Raw genomic sequence first — 20907 nt, 5'->3', positions numbered from 1 at the left:
AATTAAGAGTGGGTGCGATGGCCCCAGACTGTCCGGACCGGAGGCGACATAGGGTCGCACTGTGGATCGAGCGGTTGAGCCGCCCCACGTCTCAGAATCGAGACGTGGGGCACCCGGTTCCGTTTGCGGGTGAAGGCTTGTGCGGGCCACCCGACGGCCGGGATGACAGATATGGATTGGGCTGGCTTGGCTCGCGGAACGTGCTGCGATAGCCTGAATCTTGGGAATTTTGAGCTGCAGGCAATTTGAGGAAGCACGGAGAAGCTGGCTGAGATGAAGGTTCTGGTAGTAGGCGCGGGTGGACGCGAGCATGCGCTGGTGTGGGCGCTGAAGAAGTCGCCGCGGGTGACGGAGATTGTGTGCGCGCCGGGCAACGGCGGCATGGCGGCGCTGGCGCGGTGCGTGCCGGTGAATCAGAAGGATGTGAACGACCTGATGCGCGTCGTCTCCGAGGAGCGGCCGGACCTGACGATCGTAGGGCCGGAGCTACCGCTTTCCGTCGGCATGGTGGACGAGATGCAGCGACGCGGACTCAAGGCCTTTGGGCCGACGCAGGCCGCGGCCATGCTCGAGACGAGCAAGAGCTTCGCCAAGCGCTTCATGCAGCGGCACAACATCCCCACGGCAAACTACGCCGTATGCACCACCGAGAAGGAAGCACTCGAGTCGCTGCACCTTTTCCACCTGCCGGTGGTGGTCAAGGCCGATGGCCTGGCTTCCGGCAAGGGCGTGCTGATCTGCGAGACGAAGACCGAGGCGGAGCAGGCGATCGCCGGGCTCTTCAGCGGCAAGCTGCTGGGCTCTGTCGAGACGCAGGTGGTGATCGAGGAGTTCCTCACCGGTGACGAGATCAGCTTCCTGCTGCTGAGCGACGGCAAACACGTGACACCGCTGGTTCCCGCGCAGGATCACAAGCGCATCGGCGAGGGCGACACCGGCCTGAACACGGGCGGCATGGGCGTCTACTCCACCGACGCGATGCTAGAGCCGGAGATGCGGGAGTGGATCGTGAACCACATCGCGCAGCCCACGGTGAACGGCATGGCGGCTGAAGACACGCCGTTTGTCGGCGTGCTCTACGTGGGCCTCATGATGACGGCGCGCGGCCCGATGGTGCTCGAGTACAACACGCGCTTCGGCGATCCTGAGACGCAGGCCATCATGGTGCGCCTCGAAAGCGACCTGCTCGATGCCTTTGAAGCCTGCGTCGAGGGCCGGCTGAAGGAGACGGAATTCCGCTGGAAGAAGGGCGCCTCGGCCTGCGTCATCGCCGCTTCGGGCGGCTATCCGGGCAGCTTCCTCACAGGACTGCCGATCTCGGGCATTGCCGAGGCCGAACAGATCCCGGGTGTGACGGTTTTCCACGCGGGAACCGCGCTGGTGGACGGCACGATTGTGACCAACGGCGGCCGCGTGCTGGCGGTGACCGCGGCAGGCGATACGCTCGAGGCCGCACTCAAGACTGCCTACGAGGGGATCGCGAAGATCTCGTTCGAGGGGATGTACTACCGGCGGGACATTGGGCATCGGGCTTTGAAGAAGTAGCTCTTAGCTTGAAACTGCAAGGCGCGTGAACCCCATGAAGGAAATCAGTGAACATGTTCAGCGATAGCGGTTTCTTTTCTGTGGTATCGAATGCAGTACAGAGAATCCAGGAAGACAGTGAACGAGATGGCTGGCTAGTGCTTAGCCTGCCATCCAGGATCTCCACCAGAGAGGACTTCTTCAATGCTGTCCGCGACACGCTACCACTTGACCCTGCACTGAGCGGCAATCGCAGCTGGGATGCTCTTGCAGATTCCCTCTGGTCAGGTTTGTACATGACTCCGCAAGAAAAGATCCTTATTGTGTGGCCTGAATCCACCTCAATGAGAAATCGATTCCCGGCAGACTTTGCTATCGCCTGCGAAATTTTGTCGGATTTGCCGCTCTCACTGTCTGACAAGGAGCTTCCCGACGACAGAAAGAAGCGGCTAGTCGTAATTCTTGCGGCTTAACTGGACCAGAGAGATAGCTAGTGCCCTCCCACTTTCTGAGTTGCGCGAAATGAGGGGAACCTAGGCTAGTCAGCCAACGAAGCATCCTCAACTTCGTGCTCCGACTGGAAGTCTTCATGGCCGACTCCTACGCGCTTGTCAAAGATGTAGCAGCTGCCGCTCCACTGGCTCTCGTCGGCTGGCACTTCTTCGAGGTACTTCAGGATGCCGCCCTTCAAGTGATAGACCTCGGGGAATCCCTGCTGAAGCATGTAGGCCGAGGCCTTTTCGCAGCGGATGCCTCCGGTGCAGAACATGGCCACCTTACGGTGGCGCGCGGGATCGAGCTGCTCCCGCACATACGTGGCGAAGTCCGAGAAGGTCGCGAGCTCGGGCGTCACCGCGCCGGCGAAGGTACCGGCTTCCGACTCATAGGTGTTACGGGTATCCAGCACCAGCACTTCCGGATCAGAGATCAGCGCATTCCACTCGGCGGGGGCGACGTAGGTTCCGGGGCGCTCAGGATCGACCGGCGCGTTGCGGAAGGTGATGGTCTCGCGCTTCACCTTGATCTTCAGGCGCCGAAAGGGAGCGGTCTCCGAAGCCGAAAACTTCACATCGGAAATATCAAGCCCGGCCTTCGCTGCGAGCATGTCGAGCAGGCGGCCGATCGTCTCGGACGAGGCCGCCATGGTTCCGTTGATGCCTTCGGGCGCAAGCAGGATCGTGCCGAGCAGGTCTGTCCCTGCAAAAGTGTTGTACAGCTCCTCACGCAGGGCCGCGGGGTCGGCGAGCGCGAAGAAGCGATAGAAAGCGGCGATGGTGTACATGTTATTCCTGAGATCAGTGTATCGTCCGGAAAACATGAAGGGCGTGGGTTCGTGCTCTCCCGCCCAAGCAGAGCTTGGACGGGACACCCATTTTCGTGCCACTGCCAACACAACTGCGGGTTCCTCCACTTCGCTGCGCTTCGGTCGGAATGACAATTTCTGTCGAACGCGAAGAGCCTCCCATATAGGGAGGCTCTTGGCATTGGAGCGATGGAGCTAGAAGCTAAAAGCTAGTAACTAACAGCTAGCTGTCCAGCTTTTTCGCGACCAGCTCGTTCAGCAGCGCGGGGTTGGCCTGGCCCTTGGAGAGACGCATGACCTGGCCGACGAAGAAGGCCGCGACCGTCTTCTTGCCTCCGCGGTACTGCTCTACCTGCTTGGGGTTGGCGGCGATGACCTCGTCGATCATCTTCTCGATGGCGCCGGTGTCGGAGATCTGCTGCGGCTTCTCGCGCTCGTAGACGGCGGGGAAATCCTCGCTGTTCTCGAAGGCGATGTCGAAGAGCTGCTTGAGCTGCTTGCTTGAGAGCTTGCCCTCTTCGGCGAGATCGGCGGCGAAGGCGATGCCCTTCATGCTGATTGGCGACTGCTCGAGCTCGAGGCCCTTGAGCTTGAGGCGGCTGGTCAGCTCGCCCTGCACCAGATTGGCGACGCGCTTCGGGCTCTTCGCTGCCTTGGCGGCTTCCTCGAACTGGTCGGCGAAGGCGCGGGTCGCGGTGATGGTCGCTGCGTCCTGTTCGGTGATCTCATACTCGGTCACGAAGCGGGCGCGGCGAGCCTCGGGCAGCTCCGGCATCTGCGCGGCGATCTTCGCGCGGAACTCCGCGGAGACGATGAGCGGCGGCAGATCCGGCTCGGGGAAATAGCGGTAGTCGTGCGCCTGTTCCTTCGAACGCATCGAGTAGGTACGGCCCTCGTTCGCATTCCAGAGACGGGTTTCCTGCACCACGCGGCCGCCGCCCTCGAGGATCTCGACCTGGCGCTCGATCTCGTACTCGAGAGCCGAGCGGATGTAGCGGAAGGAGTTGACGTTCTTGACCTCGGCCTTGGTGCCGAACTTCTCCTGCCCGCGCGGACGCACGCTCACGTTGGCGTCACAGCGCAGCGAACCCTCTTCCATGTTGCAGTCGGAGACGGCGGTGTAGAGCAGGATCTCCTTGAGGCGCGTGAGGTACTCGTAGGCCTCGTCGGGCGTGCGGATGTCCGGCTCACTGACGATCTCGACCAGCGGCGTGCCGCAGCGGTTGAGATCGACCGAGGTATAGAGGTTCGAGTCCGGCTGGCCGTCGTGGAGGCTCTTGCCGGCATCCTCTTCCATGTGCAGGCGAGTGATGCCAATGCGCTTGATGCCGTTGGGCGTAGGCACGTCGATCCAGCCGTTTTCGGCCAGCGGCTTGTCGAACTGCGAAATCTGGTAGCCCTTGGGCGAATCCGGATAGAAGTAGTTCTTGCGCGCGAAGATGGAGCGCTCGCGGACTTCGCAGTTGATGGCCATGGAGGCCAGCGTGGCGAACTCGACGGCGCGGGCGTTGAGCACCGGCAGCGCGCCGGGCAGGCCGAGGCAGACCGGGCAGACATTCGTATTCGGCGCCGAACCGAAACGGTTCGTGCAGCCACAGAAGGCCTTGGTCTCGGTGAGCAGCTGGACGTGGACTTCGAGTCCGATAACCGGCTCGTACTTGGCCAGAATCTCCGGCGAGAGGCTGATGGCGGTGCTCATGGTCGTATTCCAGTTTAACAAGACGAAAATTTCGGCCGGGACCGCGCCGTTGTACCTTGGAACGGCAAGGCAGATGGCCCCCGACGGAAACGCCGATGATGTGGGCGTCCGGGCGATTCGCATCTAAGCTGGACGAGTTGGCCTTTACAGGCAGAAAACCATGCAGATACTCGATTTGCTCTTTGGAAAGCCCCTCGCCACGAGCGAGGAACGCGCGGAACAGGTAGGCCCCTCGGCGGGTCTGCCGATCTTCGGCCTCGACGCCCTGAGCTCGGCTGCATACGGCCCGGAGGCGGCACTGACGCTGCTGATCCCGCTGGGGCTGGCCGGTGTGCACCTGATCGTGCCGGTGATCGCCGCGATCGTCACCCTGCTGATTATCGTCTACCTCTCCTACAGCCAGACGATCGAGGCCTACCCGAACGGCGGCGGATCCTACACCGTGGCCAGCGAGAACCTGGGCGACGGTGCGGGCCTGCTGGCGGCCGCTGCCCTGATGATCGACTACATCCTCACCGCGGCTGTGGGTATCTCCGCAGGCGTGGGCGCGCTGGTGTCAGCTGTGCCGTCCCTGCAGCCGCACATGCTGGGCCTGTGCCTGGCGATCCTGCTGATCCTCACGATTGTGAATATGCGCGGCGTGCGCGACACGGGCGTGGTCTTCCAGATTCCGACGTTTCTCTTCCTGGGCACGATGCTGGTGGTCATCGTGCTCGGCGGCGTGCGTGTACTGATGGGCGGCGGACATCCGGTGCCGGTAGTGAAACCGCCAACGCTGCCGCATGCGACCGAGATGCTGGGCCTGTGGCTGATGCTCAAGGTCTTCTCGAGCGGCTGTACGGCGATGACCGGCGTCGAGGCCGTCTCGAATGGCGTGATGGCCTTCCGCGATCCGCGCACGAAGAACGCGCGCATCACGCTGACGATCATCATCGCCTTCCTCATCGTCCTGCTGCTGGGCATTGCGCTGCTGTGCCGCGCGTACGGCATCGGCGCAACGGACCCGAACGGCACGCACTACGAGAGCGTGCTCTCGCAGCTGACGGCCGCTGTCACCGGGCGCAGCTGGTTCTACTACACGACCATCGGCTCCATCCTGCTGGTGCTGTCCCTCTCAGCGAATACGGCGTTCGCCGATTTCCCGCGCCTGACCAAGGCCATTGCGTCGAATGACTTTCTGCCGCACATGTTCCTGCTGCGCGGACGCCGCCTCCTGCATTCCTACGGCATTTATGCGCTGGTCTTCTTCACCGCCTCATTGCTGATCCTCTTCGGCGGCGTCACCGATCGCCTGATCCCGCTCTATGCCATCGGCGCCTTCCTGGCCTTCACACTCTCGCAGGCAGGCATGGTCGTGCACTGGATGCGCAATCCCGGCCCGAAGTCGAAACTTCGCATGCTCATCAATGGCATCGGCGCGCTGGCTACCGGCATCACGCTGCTGGTGGTGCTGGTGGCCAAGTTCATGGCCGGCGCGTGGGTCACAGCTCTGCTGGTGCCGATCCTCATCTTCCTGATGCACCGCGTGCGCGTGCACTACATGCGCGTGCGCCGCGAGACGAACTGCCCCACGCCGCTGCGCCTCGAGAACCTGCAGCCGCCGGTGGTGATTCTGCCGCTGGACCGCTGGAGCCGGCAGACGGAGAAGGCCCTGCGCTTCGCCCTGGGCATGTCGCCGGAGGTCATCGCCGTGCACGTGGACAGCGAAGACAGCAAGGGCAGCATCTGTGACGAGTGGGACAGGATGATTGCCGCGCCGCTGGAGAAGGCAGGCCTCAAGGTGCCGGAGCTGGTGCAGATCACCTCGCCGTATCGCTTCGTGCTGGCTCCGGTGATCGACTTCGTACTCAAGAAAGAAAAGGAGCTGGAGACGCGGCAGATCGCAGTGCTGGTGCCGGAGCTGGTGGTGAAGCACTGGTGGGAGACCATCCTGCACAACCAGCGCGCCAATGTGCTGAAGCTGCTGTTGCTGCTACGCGGCAACCAGCGCATCGTGGTAATCAATATCCCCTGGTACCTGGCGCGATAGAAGAAGGAAAAAGGCCGGGCCTCCGGGTCCGGCCTTTTTCTTTTCAGGCAACAAAGCAGGGCTGTAGTATGCTGCGGGTTCCATGCATCCTGCCGCTCAGGACTCCGATGCCGCACAGCAGCCTGCTCTGCGGCGTGCGCTGCGTTTTCGCGATTTAACGCTGTTCTACATCGTGAGCGGTCTGAGCGTGCGCTGGGTGGCGACAGCCGCGGCTGCCGGTCCGAGTACGCTCCTGGTCTGGCTCTTTGCGCTGTGCGGGTTCTTCCTGCCGCTTGCGGTGAGTGTGCTCGAACTTTCATCCCGCTACCCGGATGAGGGCGGCCTCTACGTGTGGACGCGTGAGGCGTTTGGGGACTTCCCTGCCTTTCTCACCGCCTGGACCTACTGGATGAGCAACCTGCCGTACTTCCCTGCCGTGCTCTATTTCGGCGCCGGATCGGTACTCTTCGCCTTCGGCTCACATGGGCAGGCGCTCGCAGCGGACAGCCGCTTCTACCTGCTGTTCGCCCTGGCGTGGTTAGTCATCATCACGGTTACAAATATTGTCGGGATCAACGCAGGCAAATGGCTCAACAATGTGAGCTCGCTCGGCAGCCTGCTGCCCATCTCTCTGCTGATCGTTCTGGCCACGGTTTCAGCCGCGCGGCATGGATCGGCGACGCACTTCACAGGCCGTGAGCTCATCCCGCATCTCGATCTGAAAAACGCAATCTTCTGGTCCACGATCTTCTTTGCCTTCGGCGGATGCGAAGCGGGCTCGTTCATGGGAGAGGAGATCGAGAATCCGCGGCGAACCATCCCAAGAGCGCTGCTGGCGGGCGGCGCCATCTTCACAATGGCCTATATCGCAGGCACAGCCGCGCTGCTGGTCGCATTGCCTTCGAATGCGGTGCACGGCGTGGACGGCTTCATGCGCGGGATGACGACACTGTGCATGCGGCTGCATCTGGCATGGCTGGCGGCGCCCATCGCATTGCTGATCGGACTCAACGCGGTGGGAGGCGCTGCGGCGTATCTCTCCTCGACCTCGCGATTGCCCTTCGTCGCCGGCATCGACCGCTATCTGCCGCGAGCATTTGGCCATGTGCATCCGCGCTTTCGCACGCCGTGGATCGCCATCGGCTGCTATGGACTCGCGGGCATGGTGATGGCGGTGCTGGGGCAGGCGGGGACGACGGTGCACGGCGCGTATGACGTGCTGGTGAGCATGTCTATCCTCTCGTACTTTCTGCCTTATCTCGTACTCTTCGCCGCGATGATCCGGCTGCAGTCGCGGCCTTCCGGCCCCGAAGCCATCCGTGTGTGGGGCGGACAGCACGTGGCTATCGCGCTCGCATCGATCGGCTTCCTGAGCACGGCGCTGACCATCGTGCTCTCGGTGATTCCCGGCGAAGACGAGACCCATCCCACGCTTGCGGTTGTGAAGGTGGTCGCGTCGACGCTGGTGCTTGTTGGTGCGGGCGTGGTGGTGTTCGTGATCGCGGAGCGCAGAAAGAAGCGGGCGGATCTGAAGATCCCGCCCGCCTGATACTGCACACGTTCAAGACTGCCGCTGCTCTTTCATTTTCACTGCACCTTATCCAGCCGGAAGGCCGTGGCCTGGAAGTCGCCGATCAGGTTCAGCGCGAGGCCTGCGCTCATCCAGTACTGGCCGCTAGCCGTCTCGGGCAGCGTTCCGCCGGGCTTTTCGGTAATCCAGTGCAGGCGGTACTGCGCGTTGGGATCGAGCCCGCGCAGATAGAGCAGCGGATACGGATATCCCTGTGTGCTCGAATGCAGGAAGGCGAAGACCGCGGCCTGCGATTTGTCCGACGAGACGGACTCCGTCACCGACTGCTCGCTGTTATCCCGTTCTCCATTCTTTTGGGGCGAGATGAGGCGGTAAAGATCGCCATGCTGCACCGTCTCCCGCACCTGCTTGTATTCGGCGATCAGGTGCTTCGCGGTGGCGAAGTCCTCGGCCTGCCAGTGGTTCAGGTTCGCGCCCACGCCGAGTCCTCCCTGCATCGAGGAGAGGAAGCGGTACTCGACCGTGGTGGCGCGGTTATTGGCCCAGCTGGGCGAATCGGTGACCCAAGCCATCATCACGCCGGGCGTGTAGGGATAGGTGAAGCCGTCCTGAATCGTGAGGCGATCGTAGGGATCGGTGTTGTCCGAGGGCCAGACCTCGTCGGTGTAGCGCAGGATGCCAAGATCGACGCGGCCACCGCCGCCGGAGCAGGACTCGATCTCAACATTGGGATGCTTCTCGCGCAGCTCCTTGAGGATGCTGTAGAGATTCTCCGTGTACTTCACGTAGACCTGCTTCTGCTCATCAGGGGCAACGGCAGGCCAGCCGGGCTCGGACCAGTTGCGGTTGTAATCCCACTTGAGAAAGGCGATGTCGTTCTCGGTAACAAGCTTGTCCAGAAATCCGAAGACATACGCGCGCACATCGGGCAGCGCGAGATTGAGGACGAGTTGTTGGCGGCCCTCGGTACGCGGACGGCCGGTGAAGTTGAGCACCCAGTCCGGGTGCTTGCGATAGAGATCGCTGTCGGGGTTCACCATCTCCGGCTCGACCCACAGACCGAAGTCCATGCCGAGCGAGTGCACCTTGTCGATCAGCGGCTTGAGGCCGTTGGGGAATTTCTCCTTATTCACGTACCAGTCGCCGAGGCCGGCGTTGTCCGTCTTACGCTGTCCGAACCAGCCGTCATCCATCACGAAGCGCTCGATGCCGATGGAGGCAGCCTTTTCGGCAAGGGCTTCCTGCCCGGCCTCGGTGACGCCGAAGGCCGTCGCCTCCCACGAGTTATAGATCACCGGACGCGGCTTGGGATGCGGGCGCTGCGGCAGGATCTGCGTGAGCTCGAAGCGATGCAGCAACCGCGAAGCGCCGCCGATGCCGTCATGCGTGTAGCCGCCATAGAAGACAGGCGACGCAAGCGATTCGCCGGGCGCTAATTTGTAACCGAAATCGAACGGATTGTAGCCGCCGGTGACGCGCACCTGGTTGAGCAGATCCTGCTCGACGGTAATGCGCCAGGAGCCGCTCCACGCAAGGGCCCCGAACCAGACATCGCCCGCGTCCTGATCGTTGGTGTGATTGCGCTCGATGGCGAACCACGGATCGTTCTGATGGCCCGTGGAACCACGGCGCGATTCGAGCACGCGCTCGCCCTGGTGCAGAGGCTCGACGTGCAGCGCGTCTTCGCTGGCCCAGCGGCCGGTGAGCGTGTCGAGCGTGTAGTCGGTGCCCTGCGGCAGCGTCCACGTTCCAGCCGCGGCCTGCTCGATCACCAGCGGCGCGGATGTCTTGTTCTCGATGGTGGCCGAACGGCCGAGGATGCCGGTTGCAGGATCGATCTCGTAGCGCAGCTCGACGAAGACGGCGCGCTCGATGTCCTTGAGGCGCACGGTGAGCGCGTTGCCTTCGATCTTGTGCGAAACGTAGTGCAGGACGAGGTCACGGTTGCCATCAGGGAAGGTGATCTTGAGAGCGGGCTCGAGCTGAAGCCCCGCACCCCATCCGGAGAACTCCTGCGGCGTGGTACCGGAGGGCAAATCGAAGGAGGCGTGGCCCTCGTTGGTGTGCGCGGCGGGCAGCGGGTCGCCGGGCTTGAGGCGCGCGCCCCAGTAGACGGGCTGCAGCTCATCAAGATCGTTAATGCCGAAGGCGTACGTCACATTGCCGCCATCGATGCGGAAGACCTTCGTGGCCGCATCGTAGGTGGCAGCCTCCTGCGCGTGCGCGGTAAGGCCGGCAAAGAGAACAGTTGCAAACGATTTCAAAAGAGTTTGGTTTACTCTGCGAAGCATGGCTTCTCCCACAAGCTTTCTCGTACTGCGTATGCGAGCCGCCGTCAGAACGCTGACGATGCTCGCGGCCGTTATCTGTTGTTTTGCCGCGTCTGCGTTTTCGCAGACAGACTTGCCCCTGCAAATGTACTTCATCGACGTAGAGGGTGGGCAGTCGACTTTGCTGGTGACGCCGGAGCACCGGTCGCTGTTGATCGACACGGGCTGGCCGGACAACGCCGGACGCGATGCGGACCGCATCGTGGCAGCCGCGAAGGATGCGGGCCTCACGCGCATCGACGCGGTGCTGCTCACGCACTATCACGTGGATCACACCGGCGGCGTGCCCCAGCTTGTCGCGAAGATCCCTGTAGAAACATTCATCTATCACGGGCCGAATCGTGAGACCGGCGACGCAACCACGGTGCAGATGGCCACGGCCTTCGAGAAGGTGCTAGCGACGGGCAAATACAAGCAGATCATCCCGAAACCGGGCGATATGCTGCCGATTCCCGGGCTTGAGGTGCAGGTCATCAGCGCGGATGGCAAGCTGATTTCGCAGCCGCTGCCCGGCGCGGGAGAGGCGAATCCCTATTGCGCACAGAGCGAGGTTCGGTCTGCCGACCAGACCGAAAATGCGCGATCGTTGGGCGTGCGGATCACTTACGGCAAGACGCGCATTCTCGATCTCGGCGACCTGACGTGGGACAAGGAGCGCGAGCTAATGTGTCCAGCGAACAAGCTGGGGCACGTGGACCTGCTGGTGGTTTCGCATCATGGCTGGTACCAGAGCAGCAGCCCGGCGCTGGTGTACGCGATCGCGCCGCGCGTGGCGATCATGGATAACGGCGAGCAGAAGGGCGGATCGACGCCGACGCTCGAGACATTCGCAAAAGCTCCGGGGCTCGAGGCACTGTGGCAGCTGCATTATTCGCAGGAAGGCGGCGCGGCGAATAACGTGGCTCCTGCCCGGATTGCAAACCTGACCGGACCTGTCGCAACGAAGGCTGACGCAGGGTACTTCCTGAAGGCGAGCGTATATCGGAACGGGGAGATCGATGTGCTCAACACGCGAACGGGCGCGGAGGTGAAGTATCCGCAGTAGTCACTCGCAGTGGAGCCACGTGTGGGCGGAACACTTCGTTATTGCAAATGAATCATGATGCACGCTGCACCCCCGAAGAATCCCACGAGTAGCCCCAATACACTTGCACGCATATAAGACATGAGCTTGCTCGAAGGATAGAAACAGCGATGTGCTGAAACAATCCAGCTCAGCCTTCCAGGCCAAAAGACATCTGGAGAAATTGGCTTTAAGCCTGAATTTTTCTGATTGAGCTCTCTGATCATCTGGCGAACTATTAAACTACCTGCGCCTGCACTGGCTACTGCAAGCACAAAGAAACAACTGCCGACCATTATGCGAACGGTCATAGCTCTTTTTAGCACCTCTTATATCAGTTCGAAGCGCAGCTTTAGCGCATATCCGCAAGTACAGCCATAGCTGCATTCCTGCCGTTGATGCCGATCACCGAGCCGCCGGGATGCGTTGCCGCTCCGCAGAGGTACATGCCGGGCATGGGCGTCTTCGCAGTCAGGCGGCGCGACCACATGTAGGGCGGCAGACATTCTCCTTGGAAGATATGGCCGCCGGTGAGACCGACTTTCTCCTCGATATCCGGTGGCCCGAGCACCTGCGCGTCGATCACCGCAGTATCGAGATTCGAGCAGAAGCGGCCCAGAGACCGGAGCGCGAGCCTGCGGACCTCGTCGCGGCGCGTGTCCCATGAACCCTGCGCAAAACGATAGGGCACGTACTGCGCGAAGATGCTCATGGTGTGGAGCCCTTCGGGCGCGACGGCGGCATCGTGCACGCTCTGGAAGTAAATCTCGCACCACAGGTGCTCAGGCAGCTCACCGCGGCGCGATGCGGCGAAGGCGGCTTTCCACTCCTCGTGCGTGAGCGGAGCGTTGATCTGCCCATAGTGATGCGGCTGCAGCTGGCCCGGGCGCGCGGTGAAGTCAGGCAGCTCGCGCAGCAGGACATTGAGCTTCACGGTGCAGCCCTCGATGGGGACACGTTCAACCTGCGCACGCCATGCGGGATCGGCGGCAGAGCCGAGCATGCGCAGCGTGCGGACAGGATCGGCATTCGAGATAACGATGGGCGCGAGGATGCGGTCGCCGCCTTCGAGCTCGACGCCCGCGCCGGGATGAATCTGCGCGACAGGAACGCCTGCGGCAACGACAGCTCCCGCCTCGCGCGCGGCGTCGCAGAGATAGAAGCTGACCATGCCCATGCCGCCCTCGACATATCCCCACATGCCGGGCATGCCTCCGAGGCGCCCTGATGCGTGATGAAAACGGATGGACGCGGTGCCGGGATCGAAGGGGCTGGCGTAGGTGCCGATCACGCCCTGGCCGAGATACGCCGATTGCAGGCGCTCGTCGATGAGGTACTGGCCAACGAACTCGGCCATGGACCACTCGTAGAGCACCTTACGCGCCTCGGTGTCGGAGCCTAGGCGCTGATCGATCTCTTCTGGCGTAGGCGCTGGCCCGGACCATACATCGCGTTCGAGAGCTCCGCCGGAGGCATGGCTTGTGCTGCCTTCATACACTGGCGGCCGCAGCGCATCGCGCAGGCGGCGGATGACCGCACTCATCGCACGAAAGCCCTCGAGGTCGTGCGGCGCGAAGGCGCGTATCTCTTCTTCGCAGAGCTGGTCATCATCCCAGAGCTGGACGCTGGAACCATCGAGAAAGGGCACGAAGAGCCCGTTCACTGCAGGGAACCAGCGAAAACCGCGCGCAGGCAGATTGAGCTCGTCCACGATAAGCGGGTGAAGAAGCCCGGCAAGGTAGGCGCAGGGCGACATGCGCACGCCGGGAAAGGTCTCCTCGATGGTGCATGCGCCGCCAACCCGCTCGCGGCTTTCCAGCACCAGCACGCGCTTGCCCGCGCGTGCGAGATACGCGGCACAGGCGAGGCCGTTGTGTCCGGCTCCGACGATGATCGCATCCCAGTTGCGGGCCGCGAGCTCATGGACAGGAGCCGGGAGACCGATGCGGCCGAGGACGCGGGCAGTAGGCGAAAGAGACATGCGCGAGCAGTGTACAGGCTGCATGGCCGAGACCAACATCGCATCCTGCGTGTAATGATGGTGGGCATGAATCGCCGCAGGTTTCTTCGCACCGCAATCCAGAGCGCGGCCGTTGCGCCGCTCGCAGCGCGCGGATGGCGCGCCTTCGCCGCCGATGCCGGCCAGCAGCTGCTCTACGTCGGCACGCAGACGCTGAAGCCCAGCACCAGCCAGGGCATTTACGCGTACAGCTTCGACGCCGCGACCGGCACGCTGACGCAGAAGGGTCTCGCGGCCTGGGGAGACAATCCGACCTATCTCGTATTTTCACCGGACAAGAAGTATCTCTACGCCTGTAACGAGATCGATCACTTCGGAGGGGCGAAGTCTGGGGGCGTGAGCGCCTTCGCCGTCGATGCAGACGCGGCGAAGTTGAACTTCCTCAATGCCGTGCCTTCCGAGGGCTACGGCACCACGCATATCGCCATCGACCACACCGGCAAGGCGGTTTTCGCGGCGAGCTACGACAGCGGCAGCGCGGCCTCCTTCCACGTCGAACCCGATGGCCGCGTGAGCATGCCTGTCTCTCACTTCCAGTACACGGGGCATGGACCGGATGCTTCGCGGCAGACCTCGCCGCACGCGCACTGGGTCACGGTTTCGCCCGACAATCGCTATCTGTTTGTGAACGACCTCGGTCTGGACTGTATTCACATCTACAAGCTGGATGCGGCGACGGCAAAGCTGACACCGAACACGCCCGATGCGTGGCACTCGGACCCGGGCGCCGGCCCGCGCTCGCTGCTCTTCCATCCGAACGGCAAGGTTGCCTACTGCGTGGAAGAGATGGCCTCGGTGATCGCGGTGTTGAACTGGGATGCGGCCAAGGGTTCGCTGACGACAGTGCAGAAGATCAGCACCCGCACCGAAAACTGGACGGGGCCGACCGCCACGGGCTGCAAGATGGTGCTAACCCACGACGGCCTCTTTGGCTATGCCTGCGATCGCGGCGACAACAACATCTCCAGCTTCAAAGTGGATCCGGAGACGGGCAAGCTAAGCCTGCTCGGGCGCACGCCGTGCGGCGGCGATATTCCACGGCACATCGCGCTGGACAAGAGCGAGAAGTGGCTGCTGGTGGCGAACCAGGTGTCCGATACGATCTCGGTGATCGCACGCGACAGCGTAGCAGGCACACTCGCAGCCACGTCGAAGACGTATCCGATCTCGCGTCCGCAGTGTTTGTTGTTTTATTAGCAGCGAGTCCGCGCAGGTGAGGCGGCAGGTCAGCAGTCAGTCGCAAGGACGGCCAGTAAAAAAGCGGCCAGCGGGATCTTCGCCGCTGGCCGCTTTTCTGTTTCCTGCTAACCGTTCCTCCACTGACCGTCCTTGCGACTGACTGCCTTCTACTCGCTGACTTGCTTAGATCGTCGCCAGCGCGGTGCGGGCGGCGACGCGTGTACGGGGTGCCGGCTTGGTCAAGGTCTTGGTCAGGGTTCTGACGACCGGAGCATCCACCGTGGCAAGCTCCCAGGCCGATTTGTCCTTGAGCAGGCGCGAGACGAGCGCGGTATGCATGGCGTGGCCGGCGCGTTCGGCAACGACATGGCCGAGGATCTGCTTGCCGGCGAGCGCGAGGTCGCCGATGAGGTCAAGGACCTTGTGGCGCACGAACTCATCCGTGAAGCGAAGCGGGCCGTTGAGCACGCCTTTGCGGTTGAGGATGATGGCGCTGGTATCGGAGACGCCGCGGATCAGACCCATATCGCGCAATTTCTGCTCGTCTTCCTTGAAGCCGAAGGTGCGGGCCGGTGCGATCTGCGTGTCGTAGCTGCGGGAGGCGAGATCGATATCGAAGCCCTGCGCACCGATAGGCGAGGGGAAATCAATCTTGTAGGAGACGCGATAGCCTTCGCCGGGATAGACACCGATGAACTTGTCGCCCTCGCGAACCTCGACGGTCTTGAGGACGCGGATGTATTCGCGGCGACGGCGCTGAGTGCGAATGCCGACGGAGCGGAAGGCTTCGACGTAGGGCTGGGCGCTGCCGTCGAGGATGGGCAGCTCGAGATTGTCGAGCTCGACGATGACGTTATCGACGCCGAGACCGATGAGCGCGGAGAGCAGGTGCTCGGTGGTGGAGATGAGCACGCCCTTGCGCATCAGGCTGGTGGCGTAGCTGACCTTGGCCACGTTGCGGCCGCTGGCAGCAATTTCAAAGTTGTCGAGATCGGTGCGGCGGAAAAGGATGCCGGTGCCGGCGGGCGCGGGCAGCAGCCGCATCTGAACGGGCGCTCCGCTGTGAAGTCCGATACCGGAAAAGCTGACTGCCTGCTGCAGCGTCTGCTCGTAGTGCGCTGTTGGGTTCAAATGCAAAATCCTCATCGTCCACGCGTTCAGAACTGGGGCACGAAGGCATAGACTAACTTTGGCGGGAGAAGTTTCACTGTTGCGGATTTGACACAGTTCTGCGGCGAATCAACACCCTGCCCGGCCATCCTTAAACAGACGGATACACCTCCTTATGCGTTCCAGGGAAAGCACTTCCATGACATTTTTTTCATTTTCCGAGCTCGCTGCGGCAGCTGTCAGCCATGAAGTCAACCTGATGGAAACGCTTCGCCAACTGGTGGAGATCGAGTCCCCGAGCGACGATAAGGCTGCCGTGGACCGCTGTGTCGATCTGGCCGCGAAGATTGCGGAAAAGCTGGGAGGAAAGATTCGCCGGCATCGGCAGAAGGCCTTTGGTGACATCCTGGAGGCGCGTTTCTTCACCGCAGGCGCGCGGGGACGGAAGCCGATCCTGCTGCTGGGGCACCTGGACACGGTGTGGCCGATCGGCACGCTCGAAAAAATGCCCTTCCGTGTAGCCGAGGGGCGCGTGTGGGGCCCCGGCACACTGGATATGAAGGCCGGGGCAGCCATGGCTTTTGCGGCGATCGCGCTGGTGAGGGATCTGCCCGCGCAGCTGCGCCGCCCGGTGACGCTGCTGCTGGTAAGCGACGAGGAGGTAGGCAGCACGGCCTCGCGGGCGATTACCGAGAAGATCGCAAAGGAGTGCGAGGCGGTCTACGTACTGGAGCCAGCCCAGGGGCTGGCTCCGGGCGCTTACAAGACGGCACGCAAGGGCATCGGGCACTACCGCATCCACGTGCGGGGCGTGGCGGCACACAGCGGCGTGGACTTCGGCAACGGGCACTCGGCGATCCACGAGCTGGCGTACCAGACCGGAATCATTGCAGGGTTCACTGAATTGCAACGAGGAATCACGGTAAATGTTGGAACCTTCGCGGGTGGAAGCCGGTCTAACGTAGTAGCAGCCGAGGCCGTGGCCGAGGTGGATGTGCGGATTGCGAAGCGGTCCGACGTGGCGCGGGTGGAACGCAAATTCCGCCGGCTGCGCGCGCGGGACCGGGGATGCGTCCTGACAGTAGAAGGCGGGCTAAACCGGCCCCCCATGGAACGAACGCGGGGGACGGTGGCGCTCTACCGGCAAGCCAGAACTCTTGCCGGGAAGCTGGGTTTCAGCCTTCAGGAAGCGGCTACGGGCGGAGGCTCGGATGGCAACTTTACCTCAGCGTTAGGCATTCCAACGCTGGATGGAATGGGAGCCGTAGGGGAAGGCGCACACGCGCCGCACGAATCCCTGCTGGTAAAGGATCTGGCGCCACGCACGGCGCTGCTGGCGGCAATGCTGTTGGAGCTGCACGATAAGGCGCGGTAGAACCGGAAGGATGATGCGATGCTCAAGCTGGTCGAATTCGGATTGCTGGCCGTTTCGCTGCTGATCGTGGCTGCGCTGATTCTGGCCGCCCCCGCGCAATCGCCGGAAGAGACCGAGGCGGAAGCGCATCTGGAGATGCACTCGTAGGGGCCGAGACAGACTCCTCTTGCGCTGCGCGCTCGATAGCAGCCTGCCCCAAAACGGTCAGTACGGGAGCTTTCCGTACTGGCCGTTTGTTTAAACGAGCTTCGTTTTTATGCCTCACTTTTTCGTGGACGGCCGCCCTTTTTCCCGTTCTCGCGCGCGGCGTTGCCTTTCGCTGGACTCGTAGATAGCCCGCCCTTCATACCCATGCGACTGGCCATCCATCGCTCCGAGCCAAAGACTCCTTCAAGCAGCGAAGGGAGATATAAATCGGCATCGATCTTTGGAAAATGCAGCCCATAGCCCGAGGGTGAAATCTCAATGTCATCCAGTTGCTCGGGAGAGGCCTGTTCAAGACCCTCAGCGTCAGCAGGGGAAAAGAAGATTCCAAGATTCGAGCTCAACTGCACCACCACCCGGCGAAGACGACGGTCATAGCGGGCGGTAATGGCCCTGGGCACACGGGATGAAAGCTCTTCCGCCCTCTCATTCGCCCGTACAAACTCTTCATACTTGACCATGGATCTCCTTCCAGGCCAGGCAGAGCTGCGATCGATGCTCGCCCAAAGCCTTCTGTATTGTGCCTAGCTCATACTGTGCAAAGCCGAAATTCTCTCGCAGGCTTGCGGGACCGTCCGGGCAGTTCAGCTCGAAGATCGCCTCATGGCCTCGGCCGATCACATGAACGTGCGCAGGCCGATGATCGTTCGGATAAATCGCAACGCGAAGGCCGGAAAATCTGAAGATCGTCGGCACTCGATAAGTATATCCGCAAACCGAATCGCTTGGGTTAGCGAAAAGAAGCCATGAATTGACGAGATTCAACAGTCAGCAACAAGAACGACCAGAGGGAATGATGCTCTCACTGGTAGTTTTTGCGACTGACTGCCGATGACCTGACAGATCCGTCGATTCGCTTGCAACGCCTGCTCTAGTTATGCCGGGCGTCGGCGTCATGCATGCGGCTGGCCTCGAAGCTGATGATCTTCCACTGGCCGAGGCGGCGGTTATAGACGCGGGTATAGCGGTAATTACCGCTGATGCTGCTCTGGCCGTTAGTGCCTTCGACGTGCGCCTGGGAGGTGACGACGGCAGTATCGCCGTAGACGCGCACCTTCATATCTCTGATATCGAGCTGCGTCACGCGGGCGGTGCCGGCGCGGCGCTGGGCCAGGGCTTCGGTCTTGGTCTCAACCGTGCCGTTGGCGCTGATGCCGATGTAATCGTCTGCGAGGAGATGGTCCATCTGACCGACATTGTTGGCGATGATGGCCTGGCGCCACTGCTCTTCGAGCGCTTCGATCTCCTTGTGGACCGCATGCGTCTCGTGATGCGGAAGCGCTCGCGCCTCGCGCGGAACAGCAAAGGACAGCACTCCGAAGAGCAGAAGAGCAACCGCGATCCTCGAGGAGGACGCCGGAAAGTGCCGGAAAGGGCGCATGTGCGTATCGGATGTTAGATCGGGGCCGCGCGGCGAGTCAAAGGATGAAGATTGAAGAGCATCCGCACGCAACGAAAAGCGGAAAACAGGGGTCCGGTGGTGCAATCCGCGCAGCCAGTGCGCCACTGCATTTCCCTCTCCGTCCTGCTGCCGTGCCATCCCGCTCAAATTCATCACCACGTTAGATGCGTGGAATATCAGGCTTTGCGGCAGGGATGCGATCCCACCAAAGAGTGAGGTCGCTGAAGGGTGGCCCGAACCGCAGGTTCCTGCGCTGCGCGAGACGATTAGCTGTCCCGCTTCGGTCGGAATGACAGGCTCTTCTAAAACCCTGAAACCAGCCGGCAATCGGAAAGAATACGTCGATACCGCCAAGGGCCACGGCCGGGCTGAGTCTAGGCCAGTGCGATGAGGTCTTCGGCCACGCGCTCCAGCATCCGCTGGTAAAGCACGCCGACGGCGTATTTCTGGAAGTGGGGCGTGGCGCGATGCGCTTCGAGGCCGGCCTCGCCGCGGTACTGCTCGTAGATGACGATCGTGTCCGGCTCGGCTTCGACCGCATGGGTGACATAGGTGACGCAGCCGGGCTCCTGGCGCGAAGCCTCGGTAAGCGCGCGCAACGCCTCGTAGATGCTGGCGCGATCCTCGGACTTGAACTTCATGCGGACGGTGAAACTGATGATCGACTGCTTTTCAGCCTGGCTCACGGATTCCTCAGGGAGTGACTACCCCGGGGTAAGCCGGGGCAGGACGCTCAGAACGGTGGAACAAGTCTAAATCTGGTTTTGAGCCCGGGCCCCGAAAAGATCGAGGCCCGAAGCCGATGCCGGGCGGCTTACGCCTGGAGGGAGCCGAGAGCCTCGGCGAACTCGGGCAGCAGCATGGTCTGGTCGCGGTCAGGGCCGGTGGAGACCATACCGATCTTGGCGCCGGACTCACGCTCCTGGAAGCGGAGGTATTCCTGGGCTTCCTTGGGCAGCTTTTCGAACTCGGTAATACCTTCGGTCGAACCCGACCAGCCCTTGAGCTTGGTGTAGATGGGCTTGATCGACTCGAGGCCGCGGACATCGGCCGGCATGGTGTCGACCTTCTTGCCGTTGATCTCGTAGCCGATGCAGACCGGAATCTCCTCGAGGCCGTCGAGGACGTCCATCTTGGTGATGACCAGCCACTCGGTGCCGTTGACCTGGTTCGAGTAGCGGAGCAGCGGCAGGTCGAGCCAGCCGCAGCGGCGCGGGCGGCCGGTGACGGCGCCGAACTCGTTGCCACGGGCGCGGATCTTCTCACCGGCCTCGTCGTGCGACTCGGTGGGGAAGGGACCTTCGCCGACGCGGGTGACGTAGGCCTTGGTGACGCCGATGACCGTGCCGATGGCCGTGGGACCCACGCCGGTACCGGTGCAGGCGCCGCCGGCGGTGGCCGAGGATGAGGTCACGAAGGGATAGGTGCCGTGGTCGATGTCGAGCATGGTGCCCTGCGCGCCCTCGAACATGACGCTCTTGCCCTCACGGATGGCCGTGTTGATGAGGTCCGAGGTGTCGGCGACGAAGGGAGCGATCTGCTCGGCGACGCGGGCGTAGTCCTCGTAGATCTGCGCCGGATTGAGAGGCTCGGTGCCGAAGAGAGCGTGCGCGATGGCGTTCTTCTCGTGGCAGGCGTTCTCGATGTGCGTCTTGAGGAGGTTGCGGTTCATCATGTCGACGACGCGCAGGCCGTTACGGGCCATCTTGTCCTCGTACGCGGGGCCGATGCCGCGGCTGGTGGTGCCGATCTTCTGGCGGCCCGGCGCGCTCTCGGCGGCGAGTTCGATCATGCGGTGGTAGGGCAGGATGACCTGCGCACGGTTCGAGATGCGGAGCTGGCCGTCCACGTTGACGCCGAGGTCACGCAGCTTGCCGACTTCCTTGAGGAAAGCCATGGGGTCGAGGACGACGCCATTGCCGATAACGGCCTGGCAGTCCGGACGCAGCACGCCGCAGGGGACGAGCTGGAGGACGAACTTCTGCCCATGAATGATGACGGTGTGGCCTGCGTTGTGTCCGCCGGCATAGCGGGCGACCACGTTAAACCGATCGGAGAGGACGTCAACGATCTTGCCCTTGCCTTCATCGCCCCACTGGGCACCCACGACTACAGCTGTCTTTGCGCGCATGTTTTGCTTGCCTGCTCAATCCGGAAAT

At 62.4% G+C, this 20907-nt stretch carries 18 protein-coding genes; 8 read left to right on the top strand and 10 right to left on the bottom strand.

Going from position 1 to position 20907, the window contains the following annotated elements; all coding sequences use genetic code 11:
- Nucleotides 1–273 precede the first annotated feature (273 nt).
- Together purD and QM649_RS12445 are read left to right on the top strand one after the other, a co-directional pair.
- The gene (purD, locus tag QM649_RS12450) at nt 274–1545 is read left to right on the top strand and encodes a phosphoribosylamine--glycine ligase (RefSeq protein ID WP_415199367.1); all 1272 of its coding nucleotides are present in this window, start codon (nt 274–276) and stop codon (nt 1543–1545) included.
- A gap of 53 nt (nt 1546–1598) precedes the next feature.
- Nucleotides 1599–1997, top strand: a complete 399-nt coding sequence (locus QM649_RS12445; RefSeq protein ID WP_415199366.1) for a barstar family protein — start codon at nt 1599–1601, stop codon at nt 1995–1997.
- 65 nt (nt 1998–2062) lie between these two features.
- On the opposite strand, the gene QM649_RS12440 is transcribed toward QM649_RS12445, so the two are convergent.
- The gene (locus tag QM649_RS12440) at nt 2063–2806 is read right to left on the bottom strand and encodes a rhodanese-related sulfurtransferase (RefSeq protein ID WP_415199365.1); all 744 of its coding nucleotides are present in this window, start codon (nt 2804–2806) and stop codon (nt 2063–2065) included.
- 244 nt (nt 2807–3050) lie between these two features.
- Nucleotides 3051–4526: an Asp-tRNA(Asn)/Glu-tRNA(Gln) amidotransferase subunit GatB gene (gatB, locus tag QM649_RS12435; RefSeq protein ID WP_415199364.1), complete on the bottom strand. Its 1476-nt coding sequence runs from the start codon at nt 4524–4526 to the stop codon at nt 3051–3053.
- Between the two features lie 160 nt (nt 4527–4686).
- Between gatB and QM649_RS12430 the strand changes: the two genes are divergently transcribed.
- Nucleotides 4687–6555 carry an APC family permease gene (locus tag QM649_RS12430; protein WP_415199363.1) on the top strand — a complete coding sequence of 623 codons (1869 nt, stop codon included), beginning with the start codon at nt 4687–4689 and terminating at the stop codon, nt 6553–6555.
- An 82-nt stretch (nt 6556–6637) separates the two neighbouring features.
- Complete coding sequence (locus tag QM649_RS12425; protein WP_415199362.1) at nt 6638–8083, top strand: APC family permease; 1446 nt, start codon at nt 6638–6640, stop codon at nt 8081–8083.
- Nucleotides 8084–8121: 38 nt separating this feature from the next.
- Here QM649_RS12425 and QM649_RS12420 read toward each other — a convergent pair whose 3' ends face one another.
- Nucleotides 8122–10329 (bottom strand): alpha-galactosidase, encoded by a 2208-nt coding sequence (locus QM649_RS12420; protein ID WP_415199361.1) that lies wholly within the window; start codon nt 10327–10329, stop codon nt 8122–8124.
- Nucleotides 10330–10468: 139 nt separating this feature from the next.
- Between QM649_RS12420 and QM649_RS12415 the strand changes: the two genes are divergently transcribed.
- Complete coding sequence (locus QM649_RS12415; RefSeq protein WP_415199360.1) at nt 10469–11440, top strand: ComEC/Rec2 family competence protein; 972 nt, start codon at nt 10469–10471, stop codon at nt 11438–11440.
- A gap of 370 nt (nt 11441–11810) precedes the next feature.
- Here the strand turns inward: QM649_RS12415 and QM649_RS12410 are convergent, their stop codons facing one another.
- Entirely contained in the window at nt 11811–13478 is a 1668-nt protein-coding gene (locus QM649_RS12410) for a phytoene desaturase family protein (RefSeq protein ID WP_415199359.1), read from the bottom strand.
- A 27-nt stretch (nt 13479–13505) separates the two neighbouring features.
- Between QM649_RS12410 and QM649_RS12405 the strand changes: the two genes are divergently transcribed.
- Nucleotides 13506–14675, top strand: a complete 1170-nt coding sequence (locus QM649_RS12405) for a lactonase family protein (RefSeq protein WP_415199358.1) — start codon at nt 13506–13508, stop codon at nt 14673–14675.
- A 165-nt stretch (nt 14676–14840) separates the two neighbouring features.
- On the opposite strand, the gene lpxC is transcribed toward QM649_RS12405, so the two are convergent.
- Nucleotides 14841–15788 (bottom strand): UDP-3-O-acyl-N-acetylglucosamine deacetylase, encoded by a 948-nt coding sequence (lpxC, locus tag QM649_RS12400; protein ID WP_415199357.1) that lies wholly within the window; start codon nt 15786–15788, stop codon nt 14841–14843.
- A gap of 178 nt (nt 15789–15966) precedes the next feature.
- Between lpxC and QM649_RS12395 the strand changes: the two genes are divergently transcribed.
- Nucleotides 15967–17142: a M20 family metallopeptidase gene (locus QM649_RS12395; protein ID WP_415199356.1), complete on the top strand. Its 1176-nt coding sequence runs from the start codon at nt 15967–15969 to the stop codon at nt 17140–17142.
- Nucleotides 17143–17160: 18 nt separating this feature from the next.
- Nucleotides 17161–17289 (top strand): hypothetical protein, encoded by a 129-nt coding sequence (locus tag QM649_RS12390; protein ID WP_415199355.1) that lies wholly within the window; start codon nt 17161–17163, stop codon nt 17287–17289.
- Nucleotides 17290–17396: 107 nt separating this feature from the next.
- Here the strand turns inward: QM649_RS12390 and QM649_RS12385 are convergent, their stop codons facing one another.
- The 5 genes from QM649_RS12385 to QM649_RS12365 form a co-directional block, all read right to left on the bottom strand.
- Nucleotides 17397–17807 carry a DUF2442 domain-containing protein gene (locus QM649_RS12385; protein WP_415199354.1) on the bottom strand — a complete coding sequence of 137 codons (411 nt, stop codon included), beginning with the start codon at nt 17805–17807 and terminating at the stop codon, nt 17397–17399.
- Nucleotides 17794–18042, bottom strand: coding sequence for a DUF4160 domain-containing protein (locus QM649_RS12380; RefSeq protein ID WP_415199387.1), 249 nt, complete (start codon nt 18040–18042; stop codon nt 17794–17796). The genes QM649_RS12385 and QM649_RS12380 overlap by 14 nt, the downstream gene beginning before the upstream one ends.
- 175 nt (nt 18043–18217) lie before the next feature.
- The gene (locus QM649_RS12375) at nt 18218–18727 is read right to left on the bottom strand and encodes a nuclear transport factor 2 family protein (RefSeq protein ID WP_415199353.1); all 510 of its coding nucleotides are present in this window, start codon (nt 18725–18727) and stop codon (nt 18218–18220) included.
- A 395-nt stretch (nt 18728–19122) separates the two neighbouring features.
- A complete protein-coding gene (locus tag QM649_RS12370) occupies nt 19123–19434 on the bottom strand; it encodes a putative quinol monooxygenase (RefSeq protein WP_415199352.1) in 312 nt (103 codons plus the stop codon).
- 128 nt (nt 19435–19562) lie between these two features.
- Nucleotides 19563–20879 carry an adenylosuccinate synthase gene (locus QM649_RS12365; protein ID WP_415199351.1) on the bottom strand — a complete coding sequence of 439 codons (1317 nt, stop codon included), beginning with the start codon at nt 20877–20879 and terminating at the stop codon, nt 19563–19565.
- Between the last annotated feature and the right edge of the window lie 28 nt (nt 20880–20907).

Source organism: Silvibacterium sp., assembly GCF_047605705.1.
Taxonomy (GTDB): domain Bacteria; phylum Acidobacteriota; class Terriglobia; order Terriglobales; family Acidobacteriaceae; genus Silvibacterium.
This window is presented reverse-complemented; position numbering and strand designations above follow the sequence as displayed.

Bases quoted from the DNA above. Each gene is read 5' to 3' on its own strand.
- purD (WP_415199367.1), top strand. From the start codon at position 274: ATGAAGGTTCTGGTAGTAGGCGCGGGTGGACGCGAGCATGCGCTGGTG.
- QM649_RS12445 (WP_415199366.1), top strand. From the start codon at position 1,599: ATGTTCAGCGATAGCGGTTTCTTTTCTGTGGTATCGAATGCAGTACAG.
- QM649_RS12440 (WP_415199365.1), bottom strand. From the start codon at position 2,806: ATGTACACCATCGCCGCTTTCTATCGCTTCTTCGCGCTCGCCGACCCC.
- gatB (WP_415199364.1), bottom strand. From the start codon at position 4,526: ATGAGCACCGCCATCAGCCTCTCGCCGGAGATTCTGGCCAAGTACGAG.
- QM649_RS12430 (WP_415199363.1), top strand. From the start codon at position 4,687: ATGCAGATACTCGATTTGCTCTTTGGAAAGCCCCTCGCCACGAGCGAG.
- QM649_RS12425 (WP_415199362.1), top strand. From the start codon at position 6,638: ATGCATCCTGCCGCTCAGGACTCCGATGCCGCACAGCAGCCTGCTCTG.
- QM649_RS12410 (WP_415199359.1), bottom strand. From the start codon at position 13,478: ATGTTGGTCTCGGCCATGCAGCCTGTACACTGCTCGCGCATGTCTCTT.
- QM649_RS12405 (WP_415199358.1), top strand. From the start codon at position 13,506: ATGAATCGCCGCAGGTTTCTTCGCACCGCAATCCAGAGCGCGGCCGTT.
- QM649_RS12395 (WP_415199356.1), top strand. From the start codon at position 15,967: ATGACATTTTTTTCATTTTCCGAGCTCGCTGCGGCAGCTGTCAGCCAT.
- QM649_RS12390 (WP_415199355.1), top strand. From the start codon at position 17,161: ATGCTCAAGCTGGTCGAATTCGGATTGCTGGCCGTTTCGCTGCTGATC.
- QM649_RS12385 (WP_415199354.1), bottom strand. From the start codon at position 17,807: ATGGTCAAGTATGAAGAGTTTGTACGGGCGAATGAGAGGGCGGAAGAG.
- QM649_RS12375 (WP_415199353.1), bottom strand. From the start codon at position 18,727: ATGCGCCCTTTCCGGCACTTTCCGGCGTCCTCCTCGAGGATCGCGGTT.
- QM649_RS12365 (WP_415199351.1), bottom strand. From the start codon at position 20,879: ATGCGCGCAAAGACAGCTGTAGTCGTGGGTGCCCAGTGGGGCGATGAA.